The organism is Corynebacterium sp. TAE3-ERU12 (genome assembly GCF_019209905.1).
In the GTDB taxonomy this organism is placed as follows: Bacteria; Actinomycetota; Actinomycetes; order Mycobacteriales; family Mycobacteriaceae; genus Corynebacterium.
This window is the reverse complement of record NZ_JAHUTM010000001.1, coordinates 218,906-238,574: the sequence shown is the minus strand read 5'-3', so window position 1 is coordinate 238,574 and position 19,669 is coordinate 218,906. Positions and strand designations below refer to the sequence as shown.

Annotated in this window: 15 protein-coding genes and 1 tRNA gene; 9 read left to right on the top strand and 7 right to left on the bottom strand. The window is 62.5% G+C overall.

Features of this window, described 5'->3' with window-relative positions:
- Positions 1 to 117: 117 nt before the first annotated feature.
- Positions 118 to 1,539 (bottom strand): dihydrolipoyl dehydrogenase, encoded by a 1,422-nt coding sequence (lpdA, locus tag KRX51_RS01070; RefSeq protein ID WP_218361116.1) that lies wholly within the window; start codon positions 1,537 to 1,539, stop codon positions 118 to 120.
- A 471-nt stretch (positions 1,540 to 2,010) separates the two neighbouring features.
- Here lpdA and KRX51_RS01065 point away from each other — a divergent pair, with 471 nt between their 5' ends.
- The 8 genes from KRX51_RS01065 to KRX51_RS01030 all read left to right on the top strand — a co-directional run bounded on the left by KRX51_RS01065 (position 2,011) and on the right by KRX51_RS01030 (position 10,869).
- Positions 2,011 to 3,117 carry an alpha/beta hydrolase family protein gene (locus tag KRX51_RS01065; protein ID WP_218361115.1) on the top strand — a complete coding sequence of 369 codons (1,107 nt, stop codon included), beginning with the start codon at positions 2,011 to 2,013 and terminating at the stop codon, positions 3,115 to 3,117.
- A gap of 87 nt (positions 3,118 to 3,204) precedes the next feature.
- Entirely contained in the window at positions 3,205 to 5,277 is a 2,073-nt protein-coding gene (locus KRX51_RS01060; RefSeq protein WP_218361114.1) for a prolyl oligopeptidase family protein, read from the top strand.
- Positions 5,278 to 5,290: 13 nt separating this feature from the next.
- On the top strand, positions 5,291 to 6,643 hold the full coding sequence (locus tag KRX51_RS01055; RefSeq protein ID WP_218361113.1) for a M1 family metallopeptidase: 1,353 nt from the start codon (positions 5,291 to 5,293) through the stop codon (positions 6,641 to 6,643).
- Entirely contained in the window at positions 6,643 to 7,962 is a 1,320-nt protein-coding gene (locus KRX51_RS01050) for a hypothetical protein (RefSeq protein WP_218361112.1), read from the top strand. The genes KRX51_RS01055 and KRX51_RS01050 overlap by 1 nt, the downstream gene beginning before the upstream one ends.
- A gap of 5 nt (positions 7,963 to 7,967) precedes the next feature.
- Complete coding sequence (locus KRX51_RS01045; RefSeq protein ID WP_218361111.1) at positions 7,968 to 8,813, top strand: glycosyltransferase; 846 nt, start codon at positions 7,968 to 7,970, stop codon at positions 8,811 to 8,813.
- Positions 8,814 to 8,844: 31 nt separating this feature from the next.
- Positions 8,845 to 9,552: a glycosyltransferase family 2 protein gene (locus tag KRX51_RS01040; protein WP_218361110.1), complete on the top strand. Its 708-nt coding sequence runs from the start codon at positions 8,845 to 8,847 to the stop codon at positions 9,550 to 9,552.
- A complete protein-coding gene (locus KRX51_RS01035) occupies positions 9,549 to 9,935 on the top strand; it encodes a DUF2304 domain-containing protein (RefSeq protein WP_218361109.1) in 387 nt (128 codons plus the stop codon). Before KRX51_RS01040 ends, KRX51_RS01035 begins: the two co-directional genes overlap by 4 nt.
- On the top strand, positions 9,928 to 10,869 hold the full coding sequence (locus KRX51_RS01030) for a thioredoxin domain-containing protein (RefSeq protein ID WP_218361108.1): 942 nt from the start codon (positions 9,928 to 9,930) through the stop codon (positions 10,867 to 10,869). The genes KRX51_RS01035 and KRX51_RS01030 overlap by 8 nt, the downstream gene beginning before the upstream one ends.
- Here the strand turns inward: KRX51_RS01030 and KRX51_RS01025 are convergent.
- The 4 genes from KRX51_RS01025 to KRX51_RS01010 form a co-directional block, all read right to left on the bottom strand.
- The gene (locus KRX51_RS01025; protein WP_218361107.1) at positions 10,866 to 11,804 is read right to left on the bottom strand and encodes an NAD-dependent epimerase/dehydratase family protein; all 939 of its coding nucleotides are present in this window, start codon (positions 11,802 to 11,804) and stop codon (positions 10,866 to 10,868) included. The genes KRX51_RS01030 and KRX51_RS01025 overlap by 4 nt on opposite strands.
- A gap of 38 nt (positions 11,805 to 11,842) precedes the next feature.
- The gene (locus KRX51_RS01020; protein ID WP_255549334.1) at positions 11,843 to 13,087 is read right to left on the bottom strand and encodes an MFS transporter; all 1,245 of its coding nucleotides are present in this window, start codon (positions 13,085 to 13,087) and stop codon (positions 11,843 to 11,845) included.
- 94 nt (positions 13,088 to 13,181) lie between these two features.
- A tRNA-Thr gene (locus KRX51_RS01015) sits at positions 13,182 to 13,254 on the bottom strand.
- Between the two features lie 45 nt (positions 13,255 to 13,299).
- Positions 13,300 to 14,559, bottom strand: coding sequence for a DNA polymerase III subunit delta' (locus KRX51_RS01010; RefSeq protein WP_218361105.1), 1,260 nt, complete (start codon positions 14,557 to 14,559; stop codon positions 13,300 to 13,302).
- A 69-nt stretch (positions 14,560 to 14,628) separates the two neighbouring features.
- On the opposite strand from KRX51_RS01010, the gene KRX51_RS01005 reads away from it, so the two are divergent.
- Positions 14,629 to 16,152, top strand: coding sequence for an adenylate/guanylate cyclase domain-containing protein (locus KRX51_RS01005; protein ID WP_218361104.1), 1,524 nt, complete (start codon positions 14,629 to 14,631; stop codon positions 16,150 to 16,152).
- A 27-nt stretch (positions 16,153 to 16,179) separates the two neighbouring features.
- On the opposite strand, the gene topA is transcribed toward KRX51_RS01005, so the two are convergent.
- Entirely contained in the window at positions 16,180 to 19,164 is a 2,985-nt protein-coding gene (topA, locus tag KRX51_RS01000; RefSeq protein WP_218361103.1) for a type I DNA topoisomerase, read from the bottom strand.
- Between the two features lie 301 nt (positions 19,165 to 19,465).
- Positions 19,466 to 19,669, bottom strand: coding sequence for a cold-shock protein (locus KRX51_RS00995; RefSeq protein ID WP_218361102.1), 204 nt, complete (start codon positions 19,667 to 19,669; stop codon positions 19,466 to 19,468).

The following is a 19,669-nucleotide window of genomic DNA, read 5'->3' as shown; positions in this document are numbered from 1 at the left end:
CCCTACTACCCTGGCCGCCCCCGGCACCCGCCGAGACGCGGCAAGCACGACGGACGGGCCCCGCGGACGGTACGACGACCGATCCGCGGGGCCCGTCAGGAGCTCGGGAACCCGGGTTTACAGGTTGATCATGTGGCCTGCGATGCCCTCGGCGGCTTCCTTCATTGCCTCCGACATCGTCGGGTGGATGTGCACGGTACGGCCGATCTCATTCGTGGTCAGCTCGTACTTGTGGGCCAGCACCAGCTGCGGCATGAGCTCGGAGACGTTGGCACCGACCATGTGGCCACCGACCAGTTCGCCGTATTCGGCGTCGGCAATGAGCTTGACGAAGCCCACCGGCTCAGCCAGGCCCTGCGCCTTGCCGTTGGCGGAGAACGGGAAAGTCGCGACCTTCACCTCGCGGCCTTCTTCCTTGGCCTTTTCCTTGGCCTGCTTCTCGGTCAGGCCGAAGGAGGCGACCTGCGGGTTGCAGAAGGTGGCGCGCGGCATATTGATGTAGTCGCCGGCCTCGATGGCTTCGGTTTCTTCGCCGGCCATATGCTCGGCGGCGACAACACCCTGGTGCTCGGCGACGTGCGCGAGCTGCAATTTCATGGTGACGTCACCGATGGCGTAAATATTGTCGACGTTGGTGCGCATGTACTCGTCGATCGGGATCTCGCCGCGTTCGCCGACCTCAACGCCGGCTTCTTCCAGGCCGATATCCTTCGTGCGCGGCGCGAAGCCGATGGACACCATCACACGGTCGACGGTGAGGGTTTGTTCCTTGCCGCCGTCCTTGGCTTCGATGGTGACCTCGACGGAGTCGCCGTTGTCGGTGACGGAGGTGGTGGCGTGGCCAGTGAGTAGCTTGACGCCGAGCTTCTTGTATTCCTTGGCGATGGCCTTGGAGGTGTCTTCGTCCTCGTTGGGCAGTACGCGGTCCATGAATTCGACAATGGTGACGTCAACGCCGTAGTTGGCGAGCACGTAGGCGAATTCCATGCCGATGGCGCCGGCGCCGACGATGACCATGGAGTCGGGCAGTTCGTCGGAAAGAATCTGCTCTTCGTAGGAGACGATATTGCCGCCCAGTTCGACGCCGGGCAGGGATTTCACGACGGAACCGGTGGCGATGATGCAGTTGTCGAAGGTGACGGTGGTGCCCTTATCGTCGCCTTCGGTGATTTCAATGGTGTTGGCGTCAGTGAAGGCGCCGCGGCCATTGATTTCGTCGATCTTGTTCTTCTTCATCAGGTAGTGGACACCCTTGACGATGCCCTCGGATACCTTGCGGGAGCGCGAGTGGGCGACGTCGTAATCCATCGACACATCGCCGGAGATGCCGAAGGTCTTCGCCTGATGGTTAATGATGTGCGCCACTTCGGCGTTTTTGAGCAGTGACTTCGAGGGGATGCAGCCCACGTTGAGGCACACCCCGCCCCAGTACTTCTGCTCCACCACAGCGACCTTGAGGCCAAGCTGGGACGCACGGATAGCGGCGACGTACCCACCGGGGCCGGCGCCTAGGACAACGAGATCATAATGTTCAGCCACGGTGACCAGATTACGCGGAACCGTTGGAGTGCAACACTGTCACCGCTGATTTCGGCTGATTGGTCGACTCGAGGGTCGCTTGCCGACGTGACGGGCTAGAACAGGCCGATGAGGTCTTTGAACTGGGCGATGGCTTCGGCGAGGTTGTGTACTGCGGGGCCGAGGGCTTCGGAAATGGTGGTGAAAATGGTTTCGTGGGGCAGCATGGTGTCCTTTCATTTCTCACCCAATAGTGGGCGATACGCTTAAAAAAGTTACCGGTGTGGCACGTGTGACTCAAGACTAGAGGCTTTCCGACGTCTTCGGCTGCGGCGCAAGATGTCCACAGCCTGGGAAAAGTCACACCGTTGGGGATGTCATTTTGATAAAGAATCGGGTACAGTTTGCGACGATCCCACGGGCTGGGTGTCAGTGCCGCTGTTATCCCTGTTGGCCTGCCACTTCGGCTCTGCGAACCAGGAGAGTCTCTTTATGCGTTTCCGTCATCCCCGCTTGACCGCCGCTGTCGCAGCTGCCGCCGCAACGATGCTGCTGCCTGTTACCGCCGGTGCTTCCTCGCTACCGAACCCGGAGCTGACCGAGGGTTTGAATTCCCCGGAGGTCCCGGCGACAGCGCACACTGTGCAGACCCGCGAGGCCAAGGTGGGCTATGACCCGGAGCGCGAGGTGCCCGGCGCTGAGCTGCTCGAGGGCCGCGATAACGTCACGCAGCTGTGGGCGCATTCGCCGTCGATGCAGCGCAATATTCCGATCATCTGGAGCCACCCGGCCGGCGCCGAACCGACGGCACCGCGGCCGACGTTGTACGTGCTCAATGGCGCTGATGGCGGCAAGGGCCGCGCAACCTGGATCGCCCAGACCGACATCTTGGATTTCTTCCAGGATAAGGACGTCAACGTCGTTATCGTGCAGGACGGCGCGTACTCGTACTACACCGATTGGGTGAATCAGGACACTGACCTGGGACGTCAGTACTGGGAGACGTTCTTGACCCGCGAGCTGCCCGGCCCGTTGGAGAACCTCATTGGTGCCGACGGCCAGAAACGCGGCATTGTGGGTATGTCCATGTCGGCTACCTCGGTGCTGAACTTCGCCGCCCACGACAATTCCACTTATGACGCGGTTGGTTCGTTCTCGGGCTGCGCCGCGACCTCGGACCCGGCTTCGGCTTCTTTCATTGAGCTTGTGGTCAACCGCGGTGGCGCTTCGGGCCGCGATATGTGGGGCCAGTGGCCGAATGAGCTGTGGAAGGCTAATGATTCTTTGATCAACGCAGGTGCCTTGGCTGGTGTGCCGTCGTTTATTTCCAATGGTTCGGGCCTGTGGGGCGAATGGGACACCACCGCTAACCCGAATATTGATTCAGAAGTTTCGCTGATTGCCCAGCGTTCCCTCGGCTCGGCCATCGAAGCCGCCACCAACCAGTGCACCCACGATCTCAAGGTCCGCATGGATTCCTTGGGTGCGTCGGACAATGTCATCTGGGACTTCAATAACGTCGGCACCCACTCCTGGGGCTACTGGCAGGATGACCTGCACCAGTCTTGGGACCAGCTATTCTCCCGCGAGCTGTACTAACCGCATAGCCCGCAGCCACAGCTGCCCTGCGGCCCGCCTGTTGTATAACGCAACCGGCGGGCCGCGGTTATTTGTAGCCTGGGCTGCATGACTGATTTCTTGGATCCTGCGGCTGTGCCTGAGTGGCTCGATGACATCACTGGGGAGCGCGCCCTGCAGTGGGCGGCTGGCTGGTCAGATGAGACGTCGCAGAAATGGGACTCGGCTGCCCGCACGCAGTTGCAGGCCAGAATCCAAAACGCCCTCGACGCCACGGATCGTATTGCCATGCCGGTTCGTCGCGGCGAGTACCTCTATAACTACTGGGTCGATGCTGAGCATCCCCGCGGCCTGTGGCGCCGCACCACGTTAGATTCCTTCACCGCCGGGGCGGAGGACCCGCAGCACACTCAGTGGGAGACGGTTCTCGATGTCGATGCGCTTGCCGACGCAGAAGGCGAGAACTGGGTGTGGAAGGGCGCCCAGGTGCTCCGGCCGAGCTTTGACCGCGCGTTGATTCGGCTTTCTCGCGGCGGTGCTGATGCCACGGTGGTCCGCGAGTTTGATCTCACTAGCTGTGCTTTTGTCACTGAGCAGCCGTTCACGTTGCCTGAGGCGAAGTCGGAGTTGAGTTGGATTGATCGTGATGAGGTGCTGGTTGGCACGGATTGTGGCGCCGGTTCGCTGACGAGTTCGGGCTACCCGCGTCAGGTGCGTCGTTGGCGCCGCGGTACGGATGTGGCGCAGTCTGAGGTGGTTTTCGCTGGCCACGAGGATGATGTGGCGGTTGCTGGGTGGTTCGATACGACGGAGGGGTTCCGTCGGTTGTTTGTGGAGCGGGCGAAGGATTTTTATCTGTCGCGTCGTTTTGTGGGCACTGATGATGGTCTGCAGATTATTGAGGTCCCGGAGGATTGTCGGGTCTCGGTGCACCGCGAGTATGTGGTGTTGCTGCCACGTACCGATTTCGCTGGTATTCCCGCTGGCGGCATGGGCGTCGGCAAGCTTGATGACTGGTTGGCAGGCGGCCGCGATGTGGAGGTGCTGTTTACTCCGGATGCGCATACGTCGCTGCAGTCGGTGGCGTGGACGCGGGATTATCTGGTGCTGACGGTGCTGCGTGATGTGGCCACTGAGCTTGAGCTGCGTCGGGTGGGTTCGTGGCAGCCGGTGGAGTTGCCGGGGGTGCCGGAGCAGGCGACGGTGCAGGTCATTGGCACTGATTCGGAGCATTCGAATGAGTTGTGGCTGCATGCGGCGTCGGCGTTGAAACCGCCGACATTGCTTCGGGCTGAGCTTGCCGACGCTGGCGCCGACCCGGATTCCGGTACGGCCCTGACGGTGCTGCGTCAGGCCCCGGGGCGCTTCGATTCGTCCGGGATGACCACGCAGCAGCATTGGGCGGTGTCTGCGGATGGCACTCGTATTCCGTACCGGGTCACGGGTGTGCTCGACGGGGCGCCGAAGCCGACGTTGGTGCATGCCTATGGTGGTTTTGAGGTCTCCCTGGTGCCTGGTTATGCCCCGGTGACGGGTGTGGCGTGGCTGGCCGGTGGTGGGTTGTCGGTGCAGGCGAATCTGCGTGGTGGCGGTGAGTTCGGGCCTGGGTGGCATTCGCAGGCAGTGCAGCTGAATCGTCGGAAAGTTTATGAGGACCACCAGGCGGTGCTGCGGGACTTAGTCGAGCGCGGCTACACCACCGCCGAGCAGTTGGCGGTACGCGGTGGGTCCAATGGTGGGCTGCTGACCGCGGTGTGCCTGACCAGTTATCCGGAGTTGGTGGGCGCGGTGGTGTGCCAGGTGCCGTTGGCGGACATGATGCGGTATCACCGATTGTCGGCGGGGGCGTCGTGGATGGCGGAGTACGGCAACCCGGATATCCCGGAGCAGCGGGCGGCTATTGCGGAGTATTCGCCGGTGCAGCGGGTGGCTCGGGCGACGGATCGGCAGTACCCGCCGGTGTTGGTGACAACATCAACCCGCGATGACCGGGTGCATCCTGCCCATGCCCGGTCGTTGGCGTATTTGCTGGCTGAGGCTGGTCAGGATGTTGATTATTGGGAGAATATTGAGGGCGGCCACGGTGGGGCGGCGGATAATAGGCAGGCTGCTTTTGCTGAGGCGTTGATCTATTCCTGGCTGTGGCAGCGTATTGGTCAAGCGGGGCCTGCGACCGGCTAGGGTGGCTGAGGTGATGAACGCCTCCACGAACCCGTACACCGGGATCCCTTTCAACCTGGGGTTCCGGGTTGACCAGTACGTCCTGGACCTGGACTACCGGGTGGGGCCAAATCGTCTGCGGGCCACCGCCGAGCTGCATATCGAGTTCTCCACGGAGTTGGATCGGATCACCCTGGATTTCGCTGATGTGCTTGGTGTGAGTGCGGTGTCTGCACGTGCCGACGCCCGCGGCGCTGCGGTGTCGGTGAAGTCGTTTAAGCAGTCTGGGCGTAAATTGCGGGTCATTTTTGACCGCGAGTTAACGACCGGTGAGACGTTGACCTTGACGGTGCGCTACGCCGGTAATCCCGCTCCGGTGGATTCACCGTGGGGCGAGCTGGGGTGGGAGGAGCTGACCAATGGTGCGTTGGTCGCCTCCCAGCCGACGGGGGCGGCTTCCTGGTTCCCGTGTGATGATGACCCCGAGGTCAAGGCGCATTACGACATTTCGATCACCTGCGATGCCCCGTACACGGTGGTGGCCACTGGTCGCCCCCATCGGCCGCAGCGCGCCGGTGGTTCGCGGAAGAAGTGGCGGTTTACCAGCAATGAACCCATCGCCAGCTACTTGGTGACTATCCATATCGGCGAGTTCACGTCTTTTACGGTGCCCTGTGCGTCTGCCCCGGTGACGGTGTGGTGTGTGCCGGAGGTGCTGGATCGCGCCCGGGTTGATTTCGCCGATCAGGGCCGCATGCTGGACTTTTTCGCTGAGACTTTCGGCGCCTACCCGTTTGCCGACTACCAGGTCATTGTGGTCGGCGACGAGTTGGAGATTCCCCTTGAGGCCCAGGCCATGTCGAGTTTCGGCACCAACCATGCCACTGGTGAGCACACGTGGCGTCGTCTTATTGCCCATGAGTTGTCGCACCAGTGGTTCGGTAACAGCGTCGGGCTGGCCCAGTGGCGCGATATTTGGCTCAATGAGGGGTTCGCTTGTTATTCGGAGTGGTTGTGGGCTGAGCATGATGGCCAGTGCAGTGCCGACGAGTTAGCCCGCGAGCATTACCGCCGCCTCGCGGAGTTGCCGCAGGACATCCTCATTGGTGACCCTGGCCCGCAGTTGATGTTCGATGACCGGTTGTATAAGCGCGGGGCCCTGTTTGTGCATGCGTTGCGGTTATTGCTTTCCGACGAGTTGTTCTGCGAGGTCGTGACACAGTGGACCACCCAGAATCGGCATTCTGTGGTGGACGCGGTGGATTTCCGCACCCTGGTTACGGCGACGTGCCGGGAGCACGGCGTGTCCGTCGGCACGCTGGATGAGCTCTTTGATTCCTGGCTGGCGCACACTGCCTTGCCGGGCTTTCCGACGGGGGCGCGCTGATGCGGTGGCTGACGGTAGCGACGATAATTGCCGCGATTGGCAGTTTCGCGGTGCTGTTTTTGTCCGCGTGGACGCTCGGCACCCGGATGAACCTGGAGTTCACGGCGTATTGGGGGTTGTTTTTTGCGCTCACTGGTGTGCTTGGTGGGCTGATGCAGGAGACCACTCGCGCGGTGGGCTCAGAACGGGCGGCGGTGGCTGCTATTCCGACGACGGCGCCGCTGGCCGAGGAGTTCCTCGACGGGCCTGCCGACGCTAGCGGCGACGCGGACGCCCCGCATACCGGTGCCCGCCCGATTGTTATTGCCGCTGGTGTCGCCGCCTGCACTTTCGCGATTTTCGTGCTTACTGGCCCATTGTGGATGCACCTGATTGTTGCTGACCACGTCGGCTGGGCAGTGGTGTTATTGGCGGCGGGGCTGTCCTCCTATGCCATGCAGGCTGCGGTGTCGGGACTCCTGGCTGGTGCTGGCCTGTGGGGCCATTATGCAGCGCTTATTGTGATCGACATCCTGGTCCGGGTGGTGCCGGCAGCATTGGCGTTCGTTTTCGGTTGGGGCCTGGTGGCTTTTTTGTTGATCACCGTGGTCGGTGCCGCGAGTTGGGTGCCGCTCGTGCTGGCCAGCCCAGCGGCCCGGCGGGCTGTGCGTGGTCGCGCCGATGTGCCGGCCCGGCGTTTCGTTGTCCTGATGGTCACTGCGATGGGCGCCTCGGGGGCGTCGGCGTTGCTGGTGACGGGTTTCCCCACACTGGTGAAGTTGGCTGATGATTATGGTGCGTCCGGTGCGGGCCCGCTGTCGGAGCACACTGTGCCGGTCGCGGCTGTCACTGCTGCTGGTATTGCCTATGCGGTGAGTCTCACCCGCGCCCCGTTGCTGATGCCGTTGGAGAAATTCCAGAACGCCATCATCGTGCATTTTGTTCAGTCCACTTCCCAGCCTTTCGCGAGCCTGTTGCGCCCACTGGGCCTGTTGGTTGGTTTTGGTGTGTTCGGTGCGTGTGTGGCGTGGCCGGTGGGCCCGTGGATTCTGCAGATTTTGCCTGGTGACTACATGATTCCTGGTGTCGGCCTGTTCGCCCTCACCATCGGTGCGACCACCACGGCAGTATTGATGGTCACCGGCTCAGTGATGCTGGCAACAAATCATCATCGTGCGTATCTGGTGGGTTGGATCGCGGCGACCGCTATCGCTGCGGCGCTGCTTTTCGCCCCGGGGGCGTTGTTGTGGCGTACTGCGGCGGCACTCATCATTGGTCCGCTGGCTAGTGCGGTTTCGCACCTGGTGATCCTCCGTCGGGACACCACTGCCGTAGCCTGAGCGCCATGAGCACCAACGATGTGACCGTGTTGATGACGGTGTACGCCAAGATTGCCCCGGCGCATCTTCGGGCTGCGCTGCACAGCATCTGGGACCAGACCATTGGTGAGGTGCCGGTGGTGTTGGTGATCGACGGCCCGATTCCGGATGCGCTTGCCGACGTTGTCGCCACCGAAGCCGCCGCCCACGACAGTCTGCGGGTAGTGCCTTTAGCGCACAATATTGGTTCTGGCCCGGCTAGTCAGGCGGGCTTGGAGCTGGTGACGACACAGTGGGTTGCCCGGTTGGATTCGGACGATATTGCGCTGCCGGAGCGCCTGGAGCGCCAGCTCAATGTGGCGATGCTGGGTGGGGTGGATGTCGTCGGCACGGCCTTGGCGGAGTTCGATGATGCTGCGCTCAGCGCTGGTGCGGCCCCGCATGAGGCCATTATTGGTATTCGTCGGATGCCGCCCACCCACGACGAAATCGCCCGCTACGCCCGAATGAATTCCCCGGTGAATAACCCGTCGGTACTGCTGCGCACCGCTGCTGTGCGCACTGCTGGGGGCTACCGGGATCGTCCGATGATGGAGGATTATGACCTCTACGCGCGGCTGCTGGCCACCGGTGCGCGGTTTGTGAATATGGAGCAGCCGCTGACTTTATTCCGTGGCGGTGATGCGATGCTGCGGCGGCGCAGCAGCCGGGGCATGTTGACCGCTGAGCGGCGGATGCAGGCCACGCTTGTGGACTGTGGTGTGGTCTCCCGCCCCCGGGCGTTGGGGAACCTTATTGTGCGTACCGCGTACCGCCTATTGCCGACACAACTGTTGCGCAGGGCAAATCGGGTGTTGTTTCACCGCAGATAAATGCCGGACACTGTCTAGAGTGAGGGGCACTATGCATCAGTCCGATTTGGGTAGTTTCGCCGATACTTGGCTGATCGTGCCCTGTTTCAATGAAGGCCAGGTCATTCGGGAAGTGCTCAGCGATGCGCTGCGGACATTCCCGAATATCGTCGCCGTCGATGACGGCTCCTCCGATAATTCCGCCGCTGAGATTCATGCTGCCGGTGCGCATTTGGTGCGGCACCCAGTCAATCTTGGTCAGGGCGCGGCGCTGCAAACCGGGGTGGAGTACGCCCGGGCGCAGCCGGGGGCAAAGTTTTTCGGCACTTTCGACGCCGATGGCCAGCATCAGACCAAGGATATGGCCGCCATGGTGGAACGGTTACGCGCCGATGAGGCCGATATTGTCGTCGGCACGCGCTTTGCTCACGGCCAGGACGCCGGCGAGGTGCCGTGGCTGAAGCGGCTGGTGCTGCGCACGGTGGTGGTGCTCTCGCCGAGCACGCGGCGGCTGGGGCTTACCGACGCCCATAATGGCCTGCGCGCGTTTAACCGTCGGGTAGCCCAAGAGCTGAACCTGCGGATGAACGGGATGAGCCATGCCAGCGAGTTCGTGGACCTGATGAGCCAGAATCAGTGGCGGGTGGCCGAACAGCCGGTAGATATTTTGTACACCGAGTATTCGATGGCGAAGGGCCAGTCGTTGATTAATGGCGTCAATATTCTGGCCGATGGTTTTGTGTCGAAGAGGCTGCGATGAGTTCTCAGATGTTGATCCAGTCCCTGCTGCTGCTCGCGATGCTGGGCGTGATGCTCTACTTCGTCGCGAACCGACGGAAAGCCCGCGCGAAGGCTGGTGTGAAAATTGGTTTTGTGGTGTTTGTGGCCGCCTGTGTGTGGGCGGTGCTGCGCCCCGATGACCTGACGGTGGTGGCCAATTGGGTGGGGGTTGCCCGCGGCACTGACCTGCTGCTGTACCTGGTGACGATGGCTTTTGTGTTCGTCACGGTCAGTGCGTATATCCGGTTCCGCGAATTGGAACTGCGCTACGCCCGGCTGGCCCGCGCGGTGGCATTATCCAATGCGGTGCCGCCGGATACTTCTGGGGATGAGCCGGTCGTGCACAATGGCGAGCATGACTGATTCCGAGAACACGCCGCCGAACGCCTCCCCCACCCCGGATGGGGCAGGCCCCGCTGAACCTCAGGAGGCAGCTGAGGCTTCTGAAGCAGTTGACACCACTGCGGATACGCAGGAAAAAAGCCTGCGCACGGTTCCGACCTGGCTGTGGCCAGCTGTGGCCGCGGCGCTGCTATTCGTCGCTGGCGCCGGCTATTTCGTGGGTGCCGGCACCGCCGGTCCGGATGTGTCAGAAGGCTCGGTGAACTGGGCTAATGTGGCCGCGGGCAGTGAGGACAACGACCCCACTGCCGACGCGGATGGCCGCTATGACGCGGATATTTATGGTCCCCGTAAGGGCACCCAGATCCAGGGCGCTGAGGATATTCTCAATATCCACCGCCGCGACCCCAATGACCCCTTCGCTATGGGTGCGGTCGATGCGCCGGTCGTGATCTCGATTTTCTCTGACTTCGAATGCCCCTACTGCGCTAAGTACGCCTTAGAGACCGAGCCGCGCCTCATCGCCGACTATGTCGACACCGGCCTGGTGCGCCTGGAGTGGAATGACCTGCCGCTGGGCGGTAAGGAATCGCTGCTCGCCGCCCAGGCTGGTCGCGCCGCCGCCGCGCAGAATACGTTCTGGGAGTTCAATAAGGCCGTCTACGAGGCCGCCCAGGAAAAGGGCGGCGGGCACCCGAAGTTCACCCAAAAGGACCTCATCGCTGTCGCCAAGGACGCTGGTGTTCCCGATATTGACCAGTTCACCAAGGACCTGAAGGACGAGAAGTACAAGAATGCCGTTAATGCCGCCGGCGGCTTCGGCAACAGCCTGGGCATTGGCGGCACCCCGGCGTTCATCGTCGGCGCCAGCAGCATCTCCGGCGCCCGGGATTACAGCATCTTCCAGGATGAGATCGAGATGCAGCTAATGAAGCTGAAGCGAGCCCGCTCTTAGTCGCGGAAGTACTCCACGGTGCGGCGCACCCCGTCGGCAATATCGACCTGGGGGCGCCACCGGAGCACCTCACGGGCCCGGCTGGCATCCAGAGCAGAACGCGGCACATCACCCAGGCGTTCCGGGGCGTGTTCGGGTTCATCGGGGCCGCCGACAGCCTCGGCGACGAGGCTGTGTAGGCGCCGGTCCGTGGTTTCCACACCGGTGCCGATATTGAACCGCATGCCGCCACCGGTGTCGCCGGAGGCCCGCACAAAGGCGTCCACTACATCGCCGACGTACACGTAGTCGCGGGTATTGGCGCCCTCACCGAAGACGCGGGTGGGCTGACCAGCCAGTAACCGCTGGGCGAAAATAGCCACCACACCGGCCTCGCCGTGCGGGTCCTGGCGCGGCCCGTACACATTGGACGGGGCGATGAAGGAGCACTCCAGCCCATAGAGGCGACGGAACGTGTTGAGGTAGACCTCGCCGGCGTACTTCGAGGCCGCGTACGGGCTCATCGGCTGCACCGGGACATCCTCAGACACCGGGAAATGGTCCGGCACGCCATAAATCGCGCCGCCGGACGACGTGTGCACCACCTTGCGCACATCCTGTCGCCGAGCAGCGTCGGCCAGACGGATCGTGGCCATAATATTCAGCTCAGCGTCGGCAAGCGGGTCGGCGACGGATTCGCGCACATCAATCTGCGCGGCAAGGTGGAACACCACTTCGGGGCGCACCCGGGCGAAAAGCTCATCGAAATCAATCTCGCGGATATCGGCGACAACCAACTCGACGCGGTCGCCGTAATCGCGCTCAGCAGCGGCAAGATTGGCGCGTTTGCCGTGGGAGAGGTTATCGACCACGACGACGCTATGGCCGTCGGCAAGCAAACGATCAACGAGATGGGACCCAATAAAGCCGGCTCCGCCGGTAACAACAGTGCGCATATAGCCCATCCTAACGATGTAACCGACGCTCAGGTTGGCTAATCCGTACCGCCCTGCGGCAGGTACGCCCGCGAATACTTGCTGACAATCACCAACATGCCGACGGCAACGACCATGCCGAAGGTAAGCATCACCGGGTACGTCATCCATTCCCAGTGCTTCGCAAGCTCGGTGAGCATAGCCGGGAACGCGAAACCGATATAGGACAGGCCGTAGAAAATACCGGACAGGCCCGCCAGGTCCCGGGGGCCAGCGATGCGCTGCACCTCATTGAGGCCGGTGTACATCACCAGGCCATAGCCCATCCCCAACACCATCGAACACGGGATGGCGGTAGCCAAATGCGGGTCGCGGGACATCAACGCGGCCATGCCCATACCAATAAAAACAAGCACCAAGGCCACTACCGAACCACGCGCCGAAGTGTCCGAGGAAATCCTCGGCCCGAACTGTTGGATGGTGAAACCGCAGATAAGCGCCACACCGGTGAGCACACCGGAAATAAAGATCGGTTGGGACACCTCCTGCTGCACCAGCGACGGGATGATCGCGTAGGCCACCGCCGCGCACCCGAATACCCACGGGGCGGTCAGGGCCGGGATAAGCAGGAACCGGGGGTGCTTGACCGACGGTGTCCGCAACGCCTGCACCAGCGACGGCACCCCGCCGGTGGTCGGCGACTGGCGGGTTTCCGGCACGGCGAGCAGCAACAGCACCGTCGGAATGGTGACCACAATATGCAGGATGTACGCCAACTGCCCCGGCAGCGGGGCGAATTGGGCGAGGATGGCGGCGATAAAAGCACCCACCCCAAACCCGGCGGTCAGCGCCATGGACTGGCGTTTTGCGCCTGAGGTACTTTTCGCAGCCGCGTCGAATCGCGGTGTGGACAGTTCTTTTACCCAGGAACCACCCACAGCCATGCCAATGCCGACGGCAATACCGGACAGCAACCGCCCTACCGCGAGAACCGGCGCGGTGGTCTCCCCCACCGCAATCAGCACCGACCCCAGGACGGAAAATAGCGGCCCGGCCAGCATCACCGGTTTGCGGCCAATGCCGTCGGAAAGCGGACCCGATAACAACAGGGCCGGGACAATACCAACGGCGTACACAAAGAGCAGGAGGTCCACGAATACGAGGTCGAGTTCGCCCTCCTGGCGGTAGAGAACCATCAGCGGGGTGAACTGGTTGCCGCCCCAGGCAATGGCGAAAACGGCCAGCGCAACCACAAGCCAAGGTTGCGCCGACCGGGACTGGGTGCTCGCTGCCGACGTTGCCATGCGGCACATCATACGACCGGGGTGGACATGATCGGCGGCTAATCCGCAGACAGCCCCCGCCCAATCTGCTGACCGGGCGGGGGCTGTTTTTACGAGCCGCCTGCGAGAATCGAACTCGCGACCTTTTCATTACGAGTGAAGCGCTCTACCGACTGAGCTAAGGCGGCATGTGCCCGCGCAAGCGAACACCCGACGTATGTTAGTGCACGGATTTATTGCACACCAATTCGGCATACCTGCTGCAGATCACCAATCAAGCCCGTCAGCACAACCTCAGGCCGGGCGAAAGTTAACCGCTGGCGGGCCGCAGCAATACAATCCGTACACCGCACCAGGTCCTCGCTGGATAAGCGCCGGGCGAGCTCATGGATGGTGTGCTCCCGATCGATATTGATGATCTCGGTGGCCCCACCCATCGACACCATCAGCGCATCCCGATACAGGGTGAGCATGTCGATCATGGCCTGGTCGATAAGGTCCAGCTCAACGCGCCTGCGGCGGCGTTTATTATCCTTCTCCAGCGCTTTCACCTGCGCCGCGTGCCCAGGAATAGCAGAACGCACGCCCTTGCCCTGGGCACCTACCCCCAAAGAATTCAGCAGCCGATCCTTCTCCCCTTCCTCAACCGGCTTGAGCACTTCAGTAGCGCGCTGGGCCGCGCCCTTAGCCAACTCGGCGGCATCGAGATACACCCGCGCTGGGGAGTACACATTTTCCACCAGATCCAGCGCCCGGGCCCGCCACTGCCGGGTGGTGTCATCAATCACCAAACCGCGCGCCCGGCCCACATGACAATTCGACACCCGCGCGGCCCAAATGAGTTGCTCATCGGTGGGTTGGACCTGCTGCACGACGGGGTCGTCGGTAAGCAAAGAGGCGACCTCACTGGTCGTCGAGGCCGGGATATAGAGGTGGCGGCAGCGCGAACGCAAGGTCACCGCGAAATCGCGGGCACTATCGGTCGGCGCGCAGAAAATCACAATGGTGCGCTGCGGGGGTTCCTCCACCACCTTCAGCAAAGACTGGGCGGCTTCCTCCTCCAGGCGGTCGGCCTCCTCAATCACAGCCACCCGCCAATCAGCGGTGGTGGGGCGCCGATATAACCACGGCACAAGATCATCACGCACGGTGGCGGTAAGAATCGTCGCGCCCGTAGACATCACCCACCGGAACTCGGGGTGACTCCTGCTGCGCACCGTAGCCAGTGTGCGCTCCGCGTCGGCGGCGCCACGACACAACAAGGCGGCGGCGAAATTCTCCGCAGCAATAGTGCGCCCAGAACCCGGCGGGCCGGTGAATAACCAGGCGTGGGCGAGGGCGGAATCCCCAGAATTATCGAGGCGGGCGTGTTCTGCATCGGTAATGCCAGTGCCGTCCCCAGCGCGCACCCGGGCGGCGAGGACAGCGTCGGTAAGCACATCGCGTGCACCACCGGCGGTGGGGATGCGCTCCAAGGCAGACCGGAAATCCATGCCGCCAAGCGTAGCGTTCGGTTGCGACAACGGCCTCGGCATGTCCGTAGTCCAGTTAAAGTAGTGGGTATGCGCGCGATGTGGCGGAATCTTCGGTGGCTTGCTGGCACCCCCTGGCCGGCATATGCCGCTGGCGTGTGCATGTGCAACCTGATCGGCGGCATCGGCGTCGGTATTTTCCTCACCCTGCTGCCGCTGGAAAGGCTCACCGGTTTTTCCGAACTTCCCGCCAGTATGGTCATCGGCCTGGCGATATATGTCGCCGTCGCAGCAATCGTCGGTATTGCCACCACCTATGTGCTTTTCCGCCCGCTGCTGGCCTGGCAACGCCACCGCGATACCGCAGACCCGAAACGAGTACGCATCCTGGTGCTGCGCATCCCGGTCTTCCAAGCCCTGCTGGGCGGGGTGATCTGGATTCTCGGCGAGGTCGTTTTCGGTGTGGTCGCCTACCGGGTGGACCCGCGTTTGGGGGCAGTGGTGGTGATTACCGCCATGTTCGGTGGCGCCACAGTTGCGGTGATGACGTACTTCATCTGTGAGCGTCTGGTGCGCCCAGTGGCCACCGAGGCACTCAACCGGCATATGCCGGAGTCCTCACTGGAACCACCGGTTTCCCAACGCCTCATCCTGACCTGGCTGCTGACATCTGGCTTGCCGACGATCGGCATCGTGCTGGTGCTATTCGCCCAAAAACGCGGCTTTTTCACCTCGGACAGCTCGGACCTCATCCCGGCAATTAGTGCCCTGGCGCTGCTGACAATTATTTCTGGCGTATTCGGTACCTTGCTGATGTCGATGTCCGTGGTGGACCCGATCCGCGACCTCACCGACGCGGTCAACCGGGTGCGCCGGGGCGATACCGGCATTCGGGTGCCGATTTATGACGGTTCCGAAATGGGTGTGCTGCAGGCCGGTTTCAACGAAATGATGCGTGGCCTGCATGAACGGCAGCGGATGCGGGACCTCTTCGGCCGGTACGTCGGCACTGAGGTGGCACGTAAGGCCCTGGAGGAACGCCCAGAGCTCGGCGGTGAGGACAAACTTGTCGCGGTGCTGTTCGTCGACGTTATTGGGTCAACGAAATTCGCGGTGAATAATCCCCCGGAGACAGTGGTCGCCGAGCTCAATGCTTTCTTCGAGCATGTGGTGGACTGTGTGCACCGCAACCGCGGCATCATCAATAAGTTCCAGGGAGACGCGGCCTTGGCGGTCTTCGGCGCTCCGCTGCCGCTTGACGACGCTGCCGGCCACGCGCTTACCGCTGCCCGCGAGCTGCGCCAGGAACTGCGCAATCTAACCCTGTCGGCCGGTATTGGTGTGGCCGCAGGGCACGTGGTGGCCGGCCATATCGGTGCCCGGGATCGTTTCGAGTACACCGTCATTGGGGACGCGGTGAATCAGGCCGCCCGCCTTGTGGAGCTGGCCAAGGACACCCCTGGTGGGGTGCTGGCCACGGCGGCGACAGTGCGCCGCGCCCATGAGGACGAGCAGGCCCGCTGGACCTCCATGAAGTCCGTGGAGCTGCGCGGGCGTAAGCACATCACGCAGTTGGCCCGCCCGGTGCGGCCGACCTTGGCCGACCGCTCCTAGCGTGCCGACGCTGGCGCCTGCCGGCGGCTAGCGGTTCGAGCGGCGCGACACGGTCCGCTTCGTCAGCGTCGGGGCGGACTTTTTCCGAGTCGCCTTCTTCGCTGATTTCTTCGCCGTTTTCTTGGCCGACTTCTTCGCGGTCTTCTTCGCCGCCTTCTTGGTGGCCTTCTTCTTAGCACCACCATTGGCTGCGTCCTTGGCGCGGCGCTCAGAAAGCAACTCACAGGCCCGGGCGTCAGTGATGGTCTCCGGGGTGTCGCCCTTGCGCAGCGAGGCGTTGGTTTCACCATCGGTGACATAGGGGCCGAAGCGACCATCCTTGACCGACATCGGCCGGCCCGAGACGTCGTTATCGCCCAGTTGTTTCAGCGGCGGCTTCGCAGCAGCCCGGCCCCGACGCTTCGGTTCGGCGTAAATACGACGCGCCTCATCGAGGGTGACTGTGAAAATCTGCTCCTCATTTTCCAGAGAACGCGAGTCACTGCCCTTCTTCAGGTACGGGCCGTAGCGGCCATTCTGGGCGGTAATGGTCTCCCCATCAGCAGGGTCCACACCCACCGTGCGCGGCAGCGACAGCAGACGCAGCGCCTCCTCGAGAGTCACCGTGGAAGGCTCCATGCCCGAAAACAGCGAAGCCGTCTTAGGTTTCAGGGTTTCCTCGATGATCTCGGCGGTGCGCTTTTCCTTCTGCTTCGCCGCGGTTTTGGTCTCCCAGTTCTTCGCCCGCTTGCCTTCTTCGGCGCGCTGCTTATCCTCGGCGGCGCGTTCTTCAGCGATGATCGCCTCGGCTTTTTCGGCAACCGATTCACGCTCGTCGTCGGTGACCAGTTCGGTGACATACGGGCCATAACGGCCATCGCGGGCAACCACCATGCGGCCATTGGCCGGGTTCTCCCCCAGCTCACGGCCACCCTGCGGCATGGCCAACAGTTTTTCCGCGGTCTCCAGGTTCAACTCATCGGGGGTCAGTGACTCCGGCAGGTTAGCGCGCTGCACCTCATCGGCACCGTTTTCCCCGGCACCGGGGCGGATGCGCTCCAGGTAGGGGCCATAGCGGCCAACGCGCACCACAATCGGGTTGCCGTCTTCATCATCGAAAACGTGCAGGGAATTGACCCGACGGGCGTCGATGGCCTCCAGGTTGACGTCGATGATGTTCTTCAGGCCACCGCGGGCGGCCACAGCGTCGGCAACGCCATTACCAGCCGATTCCGCGCCGAAGTAGAAACCACGCAGCCATTCTGTGCGGTCTTCTTCACCGGCTGCGATCTCATCGAGCTCATCTTCCATCCCGGAGGTGAAGTCGTAGTCGACGAGGTCTTCAAAGTTCTGTTCAAGCAGGCCGGTGACGGCGAAGGCCACCCAGGAAGGCACCAGGGCGTTACCGCGCGGGTACACATAACCACGGTCCTGGATGGTTTTGATGATGGAGGCGTAGGTCGACGGGCGGCCGATACCGAGCTCTTCCATCTTCTTCACCAACGAAGCCTCGGTGTAGCGGGCCGGCGGGTTGGTGGTGTGGCCTTCAGCAGCGGCCTTCGTGGCGGTGAGGCCATCGCCCTGCACCAGGCGGGGTAGGCGGGAACGCTGGGAATCGCTGCGGGTATCGCCCTCATCAGCGTAGGCCCGCAACCAGCCCGGGAAGGTGATGGTGCGGCCAGAAGCGGTGAACTCGAGATCACTGCCTGCGGCTTCGCCGGCGACGGTGACCTTCATCGAGGTACCGCGGGCATCGGCCATCTGGGAGGCGACGGTGCGCTGCCAGATGAGTTCGTAAACCTTGAACTCCTCCGCGTCCAGGGAATTAGCGAGCTCTCCTGGGGTGGCGAAACGCTCCCCGGCGGGGCGGATGGCCTCGTGGGCTTCCTGGGAGTTTTTCACCTTGCGCTGGTAACTGCGCGGCGCTTCAGAGACGAACTCACGGCCATAGAGTTCGGTGGCCTGGGCGCGGGCAGCGGCCGTGCCGGACTTCGACAGGTTCGTCGAGTCGGTACGCATATAGGTGATGTGGCCGTTTTCGTACAGGCGCTGGGCCACGCGCATGGTGCGCTCGGAGGTGTAGTGCAGGCGTCGGCCGGCTTCCTGCTGCAGCGTCGAGGTCATGAACGGCGGGTAGGGGCGCCGGGTGTACGGCTTCTCCTCTACCCCGGTGACCTGGAAGGACGAACCGTTGACTGCCTCGGCAAGCGCTTCGGCGGCGGACTGGTCAAGCACGGTGACCGAGTCGGGCTTCTTCAGCCGACCCCGGTCGTCGAAATCGCGGCCCTGGGCGACCCGGTCACCATTAACGGTGCTGATCCGGGCTTCGAAAGAACGCGGCTGGGTGTCATCACCGGGCTGGCCGGTGTCGAACGTGGCGGAAAGATCGTGGTAATCGGCGGCGCGGAAGGCCATCCGTTCCCGCTCCCGCTCAACGATGACGCGGGTGGCTACCGACTGCACACGCCCCGCAGACAGGCGCGGCATGACTTTCTTCCACAGCACCGGGGAGACCTCGTAGCCGTAGAGGCGGTCCAGGATGCGGCGGGCTTCCTGGGCGTCGACGAGGTTCCCGTCGAGTTCGCGGGTATTAGCGGCGGCCTCGAGGATGGCGGGTTTGGTGATCTCGTGGAAGACCATGCGGCGCACGGGCACCTTGGGTTTGAGTACCTCAAGCAGGTGCCAGGCGATAGCTTCGCCCTCACGGTCGGGGTCTGTGGCGAGATAAAGTTCGTCTACCTCTTTGAGCAGGCGTTTAAGCTCGGCGACCTTTTTCTTCTTATCCGGGCTGACGACGTAAAGAGCCTGGAACTCGTCATCAACATTGACGCCGAGGCGTGCCCACGGCTTGTCTTTGTCCTTTTTCGGCACGTCGGCAGCACCGCGCGGAAGGTCTCTGATATGACCCACTGAGGCCTCGACGATGTAGTCGTTGCCCAGGTAAGGCGCGATTTTGCGGGCCTTTGTCGCCGACTCGACGATCACCAGGCACTTGCTGCCGTTGTTATCTGCCACTTCGGAACTGTCCTGCATCTCTCGCGGTCATATCCGCCTGCGGTGGGGTGCCCACGTGGCGGGACGAACTGACCTTTTTAGGGAACTTGCTGTGGATCTAAAGGAATACCGTACACATGTCGGAGAAACAGTCCCGTAGTTTGCTGTCTCTTCGCGTTTTTGTACTACCCCCTAGGCAGCACAAAACCCCGGGGCGACAGTGCCTAATGCACTGTGGCTTCTCCGGGGTCTCCGATGGATACGGCAGGAAACGAGAACGTCGTTACTGCATTATCCGGGGATTAATGGCTGCCCTACGGGGCATGTGTAAGTCTGTAACTTACAGCGCCTGGACGTTAAGAGCCTGGGGGCCCTTCTGGCCTTCGCCGACCTCGAACTCAACCTGCTGGTTTTCTTCGAGGGTCTTGAAGCCGTTGCCCTGAATTTCGCTGTAGTGGACGAAGACGTCGTTACCGCCGTCGGCCGGGGCGATGAACCCGAAGCCCTTCTCCGAGTTGAACCACTTTACGGTGCCCTGTGCCAT